This window comes from Pseudomonas sp. R3.Fl, from assembly GCF_023516765.1.
GTDB classification, from domain to species: Bacteria; Pseudomonadota; Gammaproteobacteria; order Pseudomonadales; family Pseudomonadaceae; genus Pseudomonas; species Pseudomonas citronellolis.
Map to the genome: position 1 here is coordinate 4,678,871 of NZ_JAMGSO010000001.1, position 14,450 is coordinate 4,693,320.

13 protein-coding genes are annotated in these 14,450 nt (G+C 68.6%); 7 read left to right on the forward strand and 6 right to left on the reverse strand.

Annotated elements, in window-relative coordinates; translation table 11 throughout:
• Nucleotides 1–163: 163 nt before the first annotated feature.
• The 5 genes from M8R19_RS20595 to dksA all read right to left on the reverse strand — a co-directional run bounded on the left by M8R19_RS20595 (nucleotide 164) and on the right by dksA (nucleotide 6,239).
• Complete coding sequence (locus M8R19_RS20595; protein WP_009613009.1) at nucleotides 164–1,600, reverse strand: sigma-54-dependent transcriptional regulator; 1,437 nt, start codon at nucleotides 1,598–1,600, stop codon at nucleotides 164–166.
• 26 nt (nucleotides 1,601–1,626) lie between these two features.
• A complete protein-coding gene (locus M8R19_RS20600) occupies nucleotides 1,627–4,578 on the reverse strand; it encodes a sensor histidine kinase (protein ID WP_249918759.1) in 2,952 nt (983 codons plus the stop codon).
• The gene (locus M8R19_RS20605) at nucleotides 4,562–4,738 is read right to left on the reverse strand and encodes a hypothetical protein (RefSeq protein ID WP_003095129.1); all 177 of its coding nucleotides are present in this window, start codon (nucleotides 4,736–4,738) and stop codon (nucleotides 4,562–4,564) included. The genes M8R19_RS20600 and M8R19_RS20605 overlap by 17 nt, the downstream gene beginning before the upstream one ends.
• 84 nt (nucleotides 4,739–4,822) lie before the next feature.
• The gene (gluQRS, locus tag M8R19_RS20610; protein ID WP_249918760.1) at nucleotides 4,823–5,710 is read right to left on the reverse strand and encodes a tRNA glutamyl-Q(34) synthetase GluQRS; all 888 of its coding nucleotides are present in this window, start codon (nucleotides 5,708–5,710) and stop codon (nucleotides 4,823–4,825) included.
• 85 nt (nucleotides 5,711–5,795) lie between these two features.
• A complete protein-coding gene (dksA, locus tag M8R19_RS20615) occupies nucleotides 5,796–6,239 on the reverse strand; it encodes an RNA polymerase-binding protein DksA (RefSeq protein WP_009612973.1) in 444 nt (147 codons plus the stop codon).
• 191 nt (nucleotides 6,240–6,430) lie between these two features.
• Here dksA and M8R19_RS20620 point away from each other — a divergent pair, with 191 nt between their 5' ends.
• Both M8R19_RS20620 and sfsA read left to right on the forward strand, forming a co-directional pair.
• The gene (locus M8R19_RS20620) at nucleotides 6,431–7,603 is read left to right on the forward strand and encodes a pyridoxal phosphate-dependent aminotransferase (protein WP_249918761.1); all 1,173 of its coding nucleotides are present in this window, start codon (nucleotides 6,431–6,433) and stop codon (nucleotides 7,601–7,603) included.
• A complete protein-coding gene (sfsA, locus tag M8R19_RS20625; protein ID WP_249918762.1) occupies nucleotides 7,603–8,310 on the forward strand; it encodes a DNA/RNA nuclease SfsA in 708 nt (235 codons plus the stop codon). The genes M8R19_RS20620 and sfsA overlap by 1 nt, the downstream gene beginning before the upstream one ends.
• Nucleotides 8,311–8,513: 203 nt before the next feature.
• Here sfsA and M8R19_RS20630 read toward each other — a convergent pair whose 3' ends face one another.
• Nucleotides 8,514–8,843: a Rieske (2Fe-2S) protein gene (locus M8R19_RS20630; RefSeq protein WP_249918763.1), complete on the reverse strand. Its 330-nt coding sequence runs from the start codon at nucleotides 8,841–8,843 to the stop codon at nucleotides 8,514–8,516.
• A 446-nt stretch (nucleotides 8,844–9,289) separates the two neighbouring features.
• Between M8R19_RS20630 and M8R19_RS20635 the strand changes: the two genes are divergently transcribed.
• The 5 genes from M8R19_RS20635 to M8R19_RS20655 are packed head-to-tail and all read left to right on the forward strand — an operon-like array spanning nucleotide 9,290 to nucleotide 13,946.
• The gene (locus M8R19_RS20635; RefSeq protein ID WP_502942925.1) at nucleotides 9,290–10,345 is read left to right on the forward strand and encodes a hemin-degrading factor; all 1,056 of its coding nucleotides are present in this window, start codon (nucleotides 9,290–9,292) and stop codon (nucleotides 10,343–10,345) included.
• 10 nt (nucleotides 10,346–10,355) lie between these two features.
• Entirely contained in the window at nucleotides 10,356–11,249 is an 894-nt protein-coding gene (locus tag M8R19_RS20640) for a heme/hemin ABC transporter substrate-binding protein (protein WP_074981385.1), read from the forward strand.
• 50 nt (nucleotides 11,250–11,299) lie between these two features.
• Nucleotides 11,300–12,283, forward strand: a complete 984-nt coding sequence (locus M8R19_RS20645) for a FecCD family ABC transporter permease (protein WP_116425910.1) — start codon at nucleotides 11,300–11,302, stop codon at nucleotides 12,281–12,283.
• Nucleotides 12,283–13,050 (forward strand): heme ABC transporter ATP-binding protein, encoded by a 768-nt coding sequence (locus M8R19_RS20650; protein ID WP_074981388.1) that lies wholly within the window; start codon nucleotides 12,283–12,285, stop codon nucleotides 13,048–13,050. The genes M8R19_RS20645 and M8R19_RS20650 overlap by 1 nt, the downstream gene beginning before the upstream one ends.
• 11 nt (nucleotides 13,051–13,061) lie before the next feature.
• Nucleotides 13,062–13,946, forward strand: coding sequence for a ChaN family lipoprotein (locus M8R19_RS20655; protein ID WP_074981389.1), 885 nt, complete (start codon nucleotides 13,062–13,064; stop codon nucleotides 13,944–13,946).
• Nucleotides 13,947–14,450 lie beyond the last annotated feature (504 nt).

The following is a 14,450-nucleotide window of genomic DNA, read 5'->3' on the forward strand; positions in this document are numbered from 1 at the left end:
GCCAATAACAAAGCAGATGCCGTGCCAACTTTTGCGAATCCTTATTTTTCAAGGGTTTAGCTGTAGGAAGGGGTTTCGGGCAGGCACAAAAAAGCCGGGTTATCGTTACCGATGAACCCGGCTTTTGTTACGCGGGATGTCCGCGGTAACAGCTGTGCGCACCTCAGGAGTCGGCCGAGGCCCCCGACTTGCGCCGCGGGATGCCCAGGCGCTGGCGCCGTTCCCACAGGCATTTGCGGCTGATACCCAGCTTGCGGGCCAGCTCGGTCTCGGTCATGTGGTCCTGGTGCTCGAGGACGAAATGCTGGAAGTAGTCCTCCAGCGACAGGTCCTCGGTGGGCTCGTGGTTGTTGGCCGCCACGGCGTTGCGCACCTCCGCCTCGTCGACGAAGTCGTCCTCCAGATCGTCCAGCTCGATGTCGATGCCCAGCAGGTCGGCGGGGATTTCCTGGCCTTCGCTGAGGATCACCGCGCGCTCGATGGCGTTCTCCAGCTCGCGCACGTTACCCGGCCACGGGTAGTGGCGGATGGCCTGTTCGGCCTCGTGGGAGAAGCTCAGCGGGGCGCGCCCCATCTGCGAGCACTGGCGCGCCAGGAAGGCGCGGGCGATCTCCATCACGTCGCTGCCGCGCTCGCGCAGGGGCGGCAGCTTCAGCGAGATGACGTGCAGGCGGTAATAGAGGTCTTCGCGGAACTGCCCGGTCTTGGCCAGCATCTTCAGGTCGCGGTGGGTGGCGGCGATCAGGCGCACGTCGACCTTCTGCGACTGCACCGAGCCGACACGGCGGATCTCGCCTTCCTGCAGCACGCGCAGCAGGCGGGCCTGGGCCTCCAACGGCAGTTCGCCGATCTCGTCGAGGAACAGGGTGCCGCCGTCCGCGGCTTCCACCAGGCCGGCGCGGCCGGCGCTGGCGCCGGTGAAGGCGCCCTTCTCGTGGCCGAACAGTTCGGATTCGATCAAGGTTTCCGGGATGGCCGCGCAGTTCACCGAGATCAGCGGCGCCTTGGTGCGCTTGGACAGGTTGTGCAGGGCGCGCGCCACCAGTTCCTTGCCGGTGCCCGACTCGCCCTGGATCAGGACATTGGAGTCGGTGGGGGCGACCTTGCGGATCTTCGAGTACAGCTCGAGCATCGGCGGACAGGAGCCGATGATGCCGATCTCGCCCTCGGCCGGGGCGGCGTTACCGTTACCGCGCTCGCCCGCCGCGCGGGTGTTACCCCGTGCCTCGGCGCTGGCGCCACGGCCTTCCTGGCGGTCCTTGAGGATGCGCGCCACGGCCTGGAGCATCTCGTCGTGGTCGAAGGGCTTGGCGATGTAGTCCACCGCGCCCATCTTCATCGAGTCCACGGCCGAGCGCAGGCTGGCGTAGCTGGTCATGATCAGCACCGGGGTGCCCTGGGCCAGCTTGATCAGTTCGGTGCCGGGCGCGCCGGGCAGGCGCAGGTCGCTGACGATCATGTCGAAGGACGGAATGCTGTAGCGCTCCTGGGCCTCCTGGACCGAGCCGGCCTCGCTGACCTGGTACTGGTTGCGCTCGAGCAACCGTCGCAGGGCGGAACGGATGATGGTTTCGTCTTCGACGATGAGGATATGTGCCATGTATTCAGCTCTCTCGACGTGCTCGTCTACTGCTCGGCCGTCGGGCCAGGATGCCGCGGCAAGGTCACGCGGATGCGGGTGCCGCATTCGCGTTCCGGATCGGCCGGGCTGTCGATGGTGATCTGCCCATAATGCTCTTCCACGATCGAATAGACCAGTGCGAGGCCCAGGCCGGTCCCCTTGCCGGGGTCCTTGGTGGTGAAGAAGGGCTCGAACAGGCGATCGATGATGGACTTGGGAATGCCGCTGCCTTCGTCTTCGACGATGAGGTCGACGGTGTTCTCCGAGGCTTCGCTGCGTACCCGTATGGCGCCGCCGGGCGGGGAGGCGTCGCGGGCGTTGGACAGCAGGTTGATGAGTACCTGGGCCAGGCGCTGGGCATCGCCCTCCACCCAGTGGTCCGGGTCGCACAGGTTGAAGAACTGCACTTCGACGCTGCGCCGGTTCAACGATAGCAAACTGATGGCTTCCTGGGTGACGTCGGCCAGGCACACCGGCTCGGCGGCCACCTGCTTGCCGCCGGCGTGGGCGAAGCTCATCAGCGACTGGACGATGCGCGAGACGCGCTTGGTCTGTTCGAGGATCTGCGCGCTGATCTCGGTCAGCTCGCCGTCGCCCTCGCGTTCCTCGCGCAGGTTCTGCGCCAGGCAAGCGATGCCGGTGATGGGGTTGCCGATCTCGTGGGCCACGCCGGCGGCCAGGCGGCCGATGGAGGCCAGGCGCTCGGAGTGGATCAGCTTGTCTTCCAGGGACTGCGTCTCGGTGAGGTCCTCGACCAGCAGCACCAGGCCGCTGTTGCCCGGCGCCAGGGGTTCCTCGATGGCCGCCTTGTGCAGGTTCAGCCAGCGCGTCTGGCCGTCGATGGCCAGGCGCTGCTTGTGCAGGTGCTGGTCGGGGGCCTCGATGAAGCCTTCCAGCAGGCCCTTCCAGGGATCCGGCAGGGCCGACAGGCGCGAGCCGACCACGCGCTGCGCGGGCACCCCGGTGAGTTCCTCGATGGCGCGGTTCCACATCAGCACTTCCTGGTCCTTGGCCAGCGAGCACACGCCCATCGGCAGGTCCTGGAGAGTCTGCCGGTGGTAGCGGCGCAGGGCGTCCAGCTCCGCGGCCAGGCCGGTGAGCCGCGAGTGGTAGTCCTCCAGGCGGCTCTCGATGAAGTGGATGTCCTCGGTGACGTAGCTCTCGCTGCTGGCCTTGTAGGGCAGGAAGGTCTCGACCATGTCCTGGGCCACGCTTGGGCCCATCAGCCCGGAGAGGTTGGCCTCGATGCGGTCGCGCAGGCGGCGCAGGGCATAGGGGCGGCGCTCGTCGAAGGGCAGGTGCAGGTCGCGCAGGGCCTGTTCCACTTCCTTCTGCGCGGTCTTCGCGCCCAGCGGTTTGGCCAACTGGCTGGCGAATTCCTGCGGCGAGACGGCGAGCAGTTCGCGGCGCTGCGGGCGGCGCACGTTGTCCACCGCGCAGGCTTCGGCAGCGCCCTTTTCCTCGTCGCTGGGCTCGCTGAACAGCGACACCAGGGTGAACACCAGCACGTTGGCCGCCAGCGAGGCAAGGGCGGCCAGGTGCCAGCTGGCCTCGTCGAGCACGTACAGCGAGTCGAACAGCGGGATGTGCAGGGTCTGCACGTTGCCCATCAGCGGCACCAGCATGGTGGCGCCCCACACCAGCATGCCCGCCACCAGGCCGGCGATGAAGCCGCGGCGGTTGGCGGCCGGCCAGTAGAGTACCGAGAGCGCGCCGGGGAGGAACTGCAGGGTGGCGACGAAGGAGACGATGCCCAGGTTCGACAGTTCCTGCTCCGAGCCCAGCAGCAGGTAGAAGCCGTAGCCGAGCAGGATGATGGTGGCGATCAGCGCCCGCCGCGTCCATTTCAGCCAGCGGTAGATGTTGCCCTCGGCCGGCGGCTGGTACAGCGGCAGCACCAGGTGGTTGAGGACCATGCCCGACAGCGCCAGGGTCATCACGATGATCAGCCCGCTGGCCGCCGAGATGCCGCCGATGAAGGCGGCCAGTGCCAGGGCCGGGCTGTCCACCGCCATGCCCAGGCCGAGGGTGAAGTATTCCGGGTTGGTCGAGGCGCCCAGGTGCAGGCCGGCCCAGAGGATCGGCGGCACCGCCAGGCTCATCGGCAGCAGGAACAGCGGCAGGCCCCAGCTGGCGCTGAGCAGGGCGCGCGGGTTGAGGTTCTCGGTGAAGGTCATGTGATACATGTGCGGCATCACGATGGCCGAGGCGAAGAACACCAGCAGCAGCGTGCGCCAGGGCCCCTCGGCCAGCGGCGTGTGCAGGGTGCTCAGGGCCTCCTGGTTCTGCAGCAGCCACACCTCCAGGCCGTCGGGGCCGCCGAACACGCCGTAGAGGGCGAACAGGCCGATGGAGCCCAGGGCGATCAGCTTGACCAGGGATTCGAAGGCGATGGCCATCACCAGCCCTTCGTGGCGCTCGCGGGTGGCGATGTGGCGGGCGCCGAAGAGGATGGCGAACAGGGTGATCAGCGCGCAGAACGCCAGCGCCGCGCTGTTGGCGTCGGCGCCGCGGGTCAGCAGGCTGATGGAGTTGGTCACCGCCTCGATCTGCAGGGCCAGCATGGGCAGCACGCCGATCAGCATGAACAGCGTGGTCAGCGCGCCGGCCCAGGTGCTGCGGAAGCGGAAGGCGAACAGGTCCGCCAGCGACGACAGCTGGTAGGCGCGGGTGATGCGCAGGATCGGGTAGAGCAGCACCGGGGCCAGCAGGAAGGCCCCGGACACCCCCAGGTAGATGGCCAGGAAGCCGTAGCCGTACTGGTAGGCCAGGCCGACGGTGCCATAGAAGGCCCAGGCGCTGGCGTAGACGCCCAGCGACAGGGTGTACACCAGCGGGTGGCGCACCAGGCGGCGCGGCACGTAGCCGCGCTCGGTGATCCAGGCGACCCCGAACAGGGTGGTCAGGTAGGCGGCGCTGATCAGGATCAGCTGGGTGAGGCTAAAGCTCGTCAGCATCGCGCTGGCTCTGCAGGATGAAGGTCACGACTATGAGAATCAGCCACAGCAGGTAAGGGCGATACCAGGCGCCGTTGGGGTCGATCCACCAGTCCATGATGGCGGGCGAGAACAGGTAGATGCCCACGACCAGGAGCAGCACCAGTCGGTAGATGTACATGTCATGCCTCTCGTTGTGCGGACGGCAGGCTACAGGCAGCCGATGGGCGCCTGCAAGCCGGGGCGCATGGCCCCTCTCATCATCTTAGAGCCGGGCGTCTTCCAGCGTCAGTACGCGGGGGATGCGCGCGGCGTCCCAGTGCGCCACGCCCCAGGCCAGCACCTCGGCCGGGGTGGCGCCGGCCAGTTCCGCCGGCGCGGCCTGGCCCAGGGCCTTCAGCGCGCGCAGCAGCAGCGGGGCGGCCTGCTCGGCGGCCAGTGGCGGCGAGCGGTAGGACTTGCCCAGCTTGTGGCCGTCGGGCTGGACGATCAGCGGCACGTGCAGGTAACTCGGGTGGGCTATCCCGAGCAGCTCCTGCAGGTACAGCTGGCGCGGGGTGTTGTCGAGCAGGTCGGCGCCGCGGACGATATCGGTCACGCCCTGCCAGGCGTCGTCCAGCACCACCGCCAGCTGGTAGGCATAGAGACCGTCGCGGCGGCGGATGACGAAGTCGCCCACCTCGCGGCCCAGATGCTGGCGGAACTCGCCCTGGACTCGGTCGACGAAGGCGTATTCCAGCTCCGGCACGCGGATGCGGATGGCCACCTCGCCGTGCCAGTCGTGGCCGGCGTTGCGGCAGGTGCCGGGGTAGATGCCACCGCTGCCTTCGAGCTGCTTGCGCGAGCAGGTGCAGGCGTAGGCCAGGCCGCTGCGCAGCCATTGCTCGACCACCGCCGCGTAGGCTTCGCCGCGTTCGCTCTGGCGTTCGACCGGGCCGTCCCACTCGAAGCCGTAGCGCTCCAGCGTCTGCAGGATGGCGGCCTGGGCGCCGGGCATTTCCCGCGGCGGGTCGAGGTCTTCCATGCGCACCAGCCAGCGCCCGCCGACGGCGCGGGTGTCGAGGTAGGAGGCGACGGCGGCGACCAGCGAGCCGAAGTGCAGGTAGCCGCTGGGGGTGGGGGCGAAGCGTCCGGTGTAGCGGGAGTCGGGCATGGCGCAGGCTTGTGGTCAGGGGCGGGGAGCGCCGCACAAACGCGACGGGGCGCCTAGGCGCCCCGTTCGCGAAAAGCCGCCGGCATCAGGAGCCGAGCTGCTTTTCCTTGATTTCCGCGAGGGTCTTGCAGTCGATGCAGAGGGTCGCGGTGGGGCGGGCTTCGAGGCGGCGGATGCCGATCTCCACGCCGCAGGAATCGCACCAGCCGTAGTCGTTGTCCTCGATCAGCTGGAGGGTCTCGTCGATCTTCTTGATCAGCTTGCGCTCGCGGTCGCGGGCGCGCAGTTCGAGGCTGAACTCCTCTTCCTGGCTGGCGCGGTCGGCCGGGTCCGGGAAGTTGGCCGCTTCGTCCTGCATGTGGTGCACGGTGCGATCGACTTCTTCCATCAGCTCAACTTTCCACTTGTTGAGGATGGAGGTGAAGTGGGCGCGCATGCGCTCGCTCATGTACTCCTCGCCCTTGGTTTCCTGGTAGGGCTCGAAGCCACGAATCAGTTGGCTGCTCTGCTGTTTTGCATTGGTGGGCATGTGTGGCCGCCTCTCACTCTCGCTAATCCTGTCGCGGATGGTCCCTCTCCGGTCGACGCCGGCCCCGCGCTCGCAAGCGGGCGAACTTACCAGATCGATAATCGCGATGCTACTCCCGGTTGTCGAGCCTGCTGCCACCCGCCGATGGCTTGGTTAGAATCGCCTCTTCGTCGCAAAGTTCGGTATTTCCCATGGTTTCTTCCTTCAGTGCCCGCAGCCGCGCCATCGAACCTTTCCACGTCATGGCGTTGCTGGCGCGAGCCAACGAGCTGCAGGCCGCCGGCCACGACGTCATCCACCTGGAGATCGGCGAGCCGGACTTCAGCACCGCCGCGCCCATAGTCGCCGCCGGCCAGGCCGCATTGGCCGCCGGCCACACCCGCTACACCGCGGCCCGTGGCCTGCCGCAGCTGCGCGAGGCCATCGCCGGCTTCTACGCCTCGCGCTACCGCCTGGCCATCGACCCCGAGCGCATCCTGGTCACCCCGGGCGGTTCCGGTGCCCTGCTGCTGGCCAGCAGTCTGCTGGTCGACCCGGGCCGCCACTGGCTGCTGGCCGACCCCGGCTACCCGTGCAACCGCCACTTCCTGCGCCTGGTGGAGGGGGCTGCGCAACTGGTGCCGGTCGGCCCGCAGAGCCGTTACCAGCTCACCCCGGAGCTGGTGAATGCGCACTGGAATCAGGACAGTGTAGGCGCTTTGCTGGCATCGCCGGCGAATCCTACCGGCACTTTGCTGCACAAGGATGAACTGGCCGCGCTGTCGCAGGCGCTGAAGGCCCGCGGCGGGCACATGGTGGTGGACGAGATCTACCACGGCCTGACCTACGGCGTGGACGCCAGCAGCGTGCTGGAAGTGGACGACGAGGCCTTCGTCCTCAACAGTTTCTCCAAATATTTCGGCATGACCGGCTGGCGCCTGGGCTGGCTGGTGGCGCCGCCGGAGGCGGTGGGCGAGCTGGAGAAGCTGGCGCAGAACCTCTACATCAGCGCCCCGAGCATGGCCCAGTACGCCGCGCTGGCCTGTTTCGAGGAAGGCACCCTGGCCATCCTCGAAGAGCGCCGCGCCGAGTTCGCTCGTCGCCGCGACTATCTGCTGCCGGCCCTGCGCGAGCTGGGCTTCGGCATCGCCGTGGAGCCGGAAGGGGCCTTCTACCTGTACGCCGACATCAGCGCCTTCGGCGGCGACGCCTACCGCTTCTGCCAGCATTTCATCGAGACCGAGCACGTGGCCTTCACCCCGGGCGTGGACTTCGGCCGCTACCAGGCCGACCACCACGTGCGCTTCGCCTACACCCAGAACCTGGCGCGCCTGGAGCAGGCGGTGGAGCGCATCGCCCGCGGCCTGAAGAGCTGGCGGCCCTGATGCGCTTCGCTCCGGAACTGGAAGAGGCGCGCCTGCTGCGCCGCTACAAGCGCTTCCTCGCCGATATCGAGACTGCCGGCGGCGAGCAACTGACCATCCACTGCCCGAACACCGGCTCCATGCTCAACTGCATGAGCGAGGGCTGCCGGGTCTGGTTCAGCCGCTCGGACGACCCCAAGCGCAAGCTGCCGGGCACCTGGGAGCTGAGCGAGACGCCCCAGGGGCGCCTGGCCTGCGTCAACACCGGGCGCGCCAACCGCCTGGTGGAGGAGGCCCTGCTGGCCGGGGGCGTCGCCGAACTGGCCGGCTTTGCCGCGCTGCGCCGGGAAGTCGCCTACGGCGTGGAGAACAGCCGCGCGGACTTTCGCCTGGAGTTCGCCGCCGGGCCGGTGTTCGTCGAGGTGAAGAGCGTCACCCTGGGCTTCGACGCCACGCCGGTGGCGGCCTTCCCCGATGCGGTCACTACCCGCGGGGCCAAGCACCTGCGCGAGCTGGCGGCTCTGGCGCGGCAGGGCACCCGGGCGGTGCTGCTGTATTGCGTGAACCTATCCGGCATCGAGGCGGTGCGCCCGGCGGAGGAAATCGACCCGGTCTATGCCGCGGCGCTGCGCGAGGCGCGTGACGCCGGCGTCGAGATGCTGGCCTATGGCGCGGACATCGACGTCAGCGAAATCCGCCTGAGCCGGCCGCTGCGCATCGAGCTGTAGAGCGCTCAGAGCCTGTCTACGATCTCGCGAGCTAGAGCAGAACAAGGCGCAACGACCAACGGGAGTAACAGCCGAAGGCTGGCCCGAAGGGCGAGCGCAGCGAGTCAAATAGGCGAGAGAGCGTGGTTTAGTCCGCTAAATGAGCATCGCTCGCCTGTGTTTAACGCAGTTATGCCGACGCGCAGCAGGTCGTAGGCTGGTTCTCAGTCATCCTCGGGCAGGCTTATCCACAACCCCTGCTCGTCCTCGCGGCACGGCAGGCTGTCGAGCACCTCGCCCAGGCAGGGACCCTGGATGCATTCGCCGGATTCGATGAGGAAGAGTGCGCCGTGGTGGGCGCACTGCAGCAGCGCGCCGCTGGCATCGAGGAAGCGGTCGGCCTCCCATTCCAGGGGCACGCCGCGGTGCGGGCAGCGGTTGCGGTAGACGTGGACGCGGCCCTGGCGGCGCACGGCGAGGACCTTCAGACCTTCGACCTGGAAGCCGCGGGTCCGTCCCTCGGTCAGCTCGCCCGGATGGCACAGCAGGATCATCCGGACGCTCCCGGCGCCGACAGCAGGGCGCATCGCGCCCTCTGACGTCGGGATAGGGTGCACGTCCTTGTGCTGAAGTCGTCAGGACCAGCCTCGACGTTGCGCAGGGCGCGCTGCGATCCGGGCTGGAGCCGTTGTCGGTGAGACCGTGCAGGTCGCCCCATTGCCAGTGCTTCTTTTCGCCGAGGTTAAACGGGCGGAGCTTCATCCCTGGCGACGCCTGGCATTCGGGCCAGGTTCGCGTATCGCCGAGGTCGCCGCGGGCCCGCATCATATCCCAAACCGGCAGTTGGCTTGGATGGCCGCGGAAAATTGGCTGCACACCATAGGGGGTCATGAAGTCAGATGCAAATAATTATCAAATAGAATTGCCGGATTCGTTGTGGCAGAGTTTCTTTCATTGTGCCGCGATGCGGCAGGCCCCCTTGCGAACGAGGATTTCTGCGATGACTACCCTTTCCGCGCCGGCTTCCGAGCTGTACCGCGCCTGGCAGGCGCTGCGCGCCGAGAAACCGCGCCTGCGCGCCCGCGATGCCGCGCAACACCTGGATGTGAGCGAGGCCGAGCTGACCGCCAGCCGCCTCGGCGTCGATGCCGTGCGCTTGCGCCCGGAATGGGCCGCGCTGCTGCCGGCCCTCGGCGAGCTGGGCCCGATCATGGCGCTGACGCGCAACGAGCACTGCGTGCATGAGCGCAAGGGGCCGTACCAGGAGGTCACCGTATCGGGCAATGGGCAGATGGGCCTGGTGGTGTCCCCGGACATCGACCTGCGCCTGTTCCTCGGCGGCTGGGACAGCGTGTTCGCCATCAGCGAGGAAACCGCCCGCGGCACCCAGCGCAGCATCCAGGTGTTCGACCGCCAGGGCACCGCGGTGCACAAGGTGTTCCTCACCGAGCACAGCGACGTCGCCGCCTGGGCGCCGCTGGTGGAGCGCTTCCGCGCCGAGGAGCAGAGCGAGCGCCTGGAGCTGCGTCCGGCCGAGGCGAAAGCCGCGCCGCTGGCCGACGGCGAGATCGACGTCGCTTCCCTGCGCCAGGGCTGGGCGGCGCTGAAGGACACCCACCACTTCTTCGCCCTGCTGAAGAAGCACAAGGCCGAGCGCACCCAGGCGCTGCGCCTGGCCGGCCGCGAATGGGCCGAGCCGCTGGACGTCGCCGAGCTGCCGCGCCTGCTGGAGGCCGCCAGCCAGTCCCGCCTGCCGATCATGATCTTCGTCGGCAATGCCCACTGCATTCAGATCCACACCGGCACCGTGGACAACCTGAAGTGGCTGGACGACTGGTTCAACGTGCTCGACCCGCAGTTCAACCTGCACCTGAAGACCTCCGGCGTGCGCGAGCTGTGGCGCGTGCGCAAGCCGAGCAGCGACGGCATCGTCACCAGCTGGGAAGCCTTCGACGCCGACGGCGAGCTGGTCCTGCAGGTGTTCGGCGCACGCAAGCCGGGTGTGCCGGAACTGCAAGAATGGCGTAGCCTCGCCGAATCCTTCGCGGCCATCTGAGGAGGCAACCATGACTGCGCGTCCCCTGCTGGCCGGCCTCTTCGCCGGGCTGTGCCTCGCCGCCTCCAGCGCCATCGCCGACAGCCTGCCCAAGCGCTGGGTGAGCGCCGGCGGCTCGCTGAGCGAGTGGGTTGTGGCCCTGGGCGGCGAGTCGCGCCTGGTCGGCGTCGACACCACCAGCCTGCACCCGGCCAGCCTCAAGGCGTTGCCGAAGATCGGCTACCAGCGCCAGCTGGCGGCCGAAGGCATCCTGGCGCTGAAGCCGGACATCCTCCTCGGCAGCGAGGAGATGGGGCCGCCGCCGGTGCTGCAGCAACTGCGCGCGGCGGGCGTGCGGATCGAAACCCTGTCGGCCAAGGCCGACGAGAAGACCGTGCACGACAACCTGCTGCGCCTGGGCGAGCTGCTGGGCACGCCCGAGCAGGCCGGCAAGGTGGCGGCGGACTTCCAGGCGCGCCTGGCGGCGCAGCAGGCCTGGGTGGCCAAGGCCCAGGCCGGGCAAGCCGCGCCGGGCGTGGTGCTGCTGGTCGGCAACGCCGGCGGCAGCCTGCTGGTGGCCGGACAGGACACCGCCGGCGACTGGATGATCCAGCACGCCGGCGGGCGCAACCTGGCCAGCCACAAGGGCTACAAGGCGTTGTCCGGCGAAGCCCTGACCGCCCTCGATCCGCAGGTGGTGGTGCTGGCCGACCGCAGCCTGGATGGCGACAAGGCCCGCGAGGCGCTGATCCGACAGAACCCCGGGTTGGCCGCTACCCGCGCGGCGCGTGAGGCCCGCGTGCTGGTGCTCGATCCGACGCTGCTGGTCGGCGGTCTCGGTCCGCGCGTTCCGGACGCATTGGCCAGCCTCTCCAAGGCCTTTTATCCTTCCGCGCAGGCCCTGAACCCGGAAGGTCGTCCTTGACTGCGAAGCACGCTGCCCGACCGCTGTTCCTGCTCCTTGGTTTTCTTCTGCTGCTGGTCCTCTGGCTGTCCCTGGCCCTGGGGCCGGTAAGCCTGCCGCTGGGCGACACGCTGCGGGCGCTGGCGCGCCTGTGCGGCCTGCCGGTGTCCGCCGACGACCTCGGCCAGGCCGAGCTGATCGTTGGGCAGATCCGCCTGCCGCGCACCCTGCTGGGTGTCGCCACCGGCGGCGTGCTGGCGCTGGCCGGGGTGGCCATGCAGGGGCTGTTCCGCAATCCGCTGGCCGACCCCGGGCTGATCGGGGTGTCCAGCGGCGCCGCGCTGGGCGCCGCCATCGCTATCGTCTTCGGCGCTTCCATGGGTGGCCTGCCGGAAGCTTTCGCGCCCTACTTGCTGTCCGCCTGCGCCTTCGGCGGCGGTTTGCTGGTGACCGCGCTGGTCTACCGGCTCGGCCGCCACAATGGGCAGACCAGCGTGGCCACCATGCTGCTCGCCGGCATCGCCCTCACCGCGCTGGCCGGCGCGCTGATCGGCCTGTTCACCTACCTCGCCGACGACGCCACGCTGCGCACCCTGACCTTCTGGAACCTCGGCAGCCTCAACGGCGCCAGCTACCCGCGACTGTGGCCGCTGCTGCTGGTCACGCTGCTGGTGGCCTGCTGGCTGCCGCGCCGGGTGGATGCGCTCAACGCGTTGTTGCTGGGTGAGTCCGAGGCGCGCCACCTGGGCTTCGACGTCGAGCGGCTGAAGGTCGAACTGATCCTCTGCACGGCGCTGGGCGTTGGCGCCGCGGTGGCCGCGGCCGGGCTGATCGGCTTCATCGGCCTGGTGGTGCCGCACCTGCTGCGTCTGATCGTCGGCCCCGATCACCGGGTGTTGCTGCCGGCCTCGATGTTCGGCGGCGCCATCCTGCTGCTGCTCGCCGACCTGGTGGCGCGCCTGGCGCTGGCGCCGGCGGAGCTGCCGATCGGCATCGTCACGGCGCTGATCGGCGCGCCCTTCTTCCTTTATCTGCTGATCCGGGGGCGTTCCTGATGCTGACGGCGGAGAACCTGACGGTGAAGCGTGGGCATCAGGTGGTCCTACAGGGCGTGAGCCTGGCGCTGCAGCCGGGCGAGGTGCTCGGTGTGTTGGGCCCCAACGGCGCGGGCAAGAGCACCCTGCTGGGCGCCCTCAATGGCGAGCTGCCGCTGGCCGGCGGCAGCGTGAGCCTCGATGGTCGCGCGCTGGATCAATGGCAGGGTACGGCGCGGGCGCAGCGCCTGGCGGTGCTGCCGCAGTCCTCGTCGCTGAATTTCGCCTTCAGCGTCGAGTCGGTGGTGGGTTTCGGCCGGCTGCCCCACGACAGCGGCCGCCAGCGCGACCTGCAGATCATCGCCGAAGCCATGACGGCGGCCGACGCCTCGCACCTGGCCGGGCGCAGCTACCTGGCGCTGTCCGGCGGCGAGCGCCAGCGCGTGCACCTGGCGCGGGTCCTGGCGCAGCTGTGGCCGGGCGGCGCGGAGCAGGTGCTGCTGCTGGACGAGCCGACCTCGGCGCTCGACCCCCTGCACCAGCACACCACTTTGCATGCGGTGCGCGAATTCGCCGGACGCGGCGCCGCGGTGCTGGTCATCCTGCACGACCTCAACCTCGCCGCGCGCTACTGTGACCGCCTGCTTCTGCTGCACGACGGCCGCCCGCATCTGTTCGGCACCCCGGACGAAGTGCTGCGCGCAGAGCCGCTGCGCCAGGTGTTCGGCCTGGACGTGCTGGTGCAGCGCCACCCCGAGCGCGGCCATCCGCTGATCGTCGCCCGCTGAAAGGAGTTCACATGAAATACCTGCTGATCCCGCTGGTGGCGCTGTTGGCGGCCTGCCAGAGCCTGCCGTCCGCGCCGCCCCTGCCGGCCTGGCAGAGCCCTGAGGGCCGCGACAGCGCAGAGCTGGGCGTCATCCGCGACCTGCGCAGCGGTCAGGTGCTGACCCCGGAGCAACTGCTCGAACGCCTGCAGGCCGCGCCCCGCGTACTGGTCGGCGAACAGCACGACAACCCCGACCATCACGCCCTGGAGCTGTGGCTGGTCCGCGCCCTGGCCCAGCGCCGCGAGCAAGGCAGCGTGCTGCTGGAAATGCTCAACCCCAACCAGCAGCAGCGGGTGATGGCCGCACAGGCCGCGGCTGCCGAAGGCAAGGCGCCGCAGGACCTGTATGCCGTATTGGCCTGGCAGCCGGGCTGGGACTGGTCGCTCTACGGCCCGATGGTGACCTGGCTGGTCAGGCAGCCGGCGCCGCTGCTGGCGGCCAACCTGGACCGCAGCGAGATCAAGCGCATCTATGGGGAGCAGCCAGCCCTGGCCGGCACTCGCTCGACGGCCGAGGAGGTGCGCCGGGTGCTGCTGGACGACATCCGCGAATCCCACTGCGGCCTGCTGCCGGAAAGCCAGATGCCGGCCATGCTGGCGGTACAGCAGCAGCGCGACCGGCGCATGGCCGAACGGCTGAAGGCGGCGCCCGCGCCCGCCGTGCTGATCGCCGGCGGCTTCCACGTGCGCCGCGACCTGGGCGTGCCCTTGCACCTGGAAGACCTGGAGGCGGGGGAGGGCATGCAGGTGCTGATGCTGGCCGAGGTCGGCAAGACGGTGTCGCCGCAGCAGGCGGACTACGTCTGGTACACGCCGGCGCTGCCGCCGCAGGATCATTGTGCGAAGTTGCGTTGATGTGGGCATAGCCTGACGGGAGGGCTCCTCTTTTTGTAGGAGCGAGCTTGCTCGCGAACAGCGCTCCCGGCTGCTTCGATGTTTCGGTGGCATTCCTTTCCCTCTCCCCAGCCTTCGGCTGCGCGCCCCACCTTGAAGGGAGAGGGGGCTTGTCCGTGCCGAGAACAGGCATGGTTTCAGCCGGCAACTCTGCGCTAGCCGGCTAACTCCAGAACATCAGCGTCTGCCCAACGGTCCCCTCTCCCTTCAGGGAGAGGGTTAGGGAGAGGGCGCTCTCCAGGTCGAGTACCGAGCCCAACCGGCAGAGCGCTGTTCGCGAGCAAGCTCGCTCCTACGAAAAGAAATCCCCCGCCCATGACTTTCCTTCAGGCAAAAAAAGACCCGGCGATGAGCCGGGTCGAAACCGTGATTAGCCTGATGAGGAGATAATCTGATCGTCCGACTGCGTGGTCGCTCAGCTTACCGACTGGCCTCGCGACCAGTTGAGTTAATAATAACAATTAT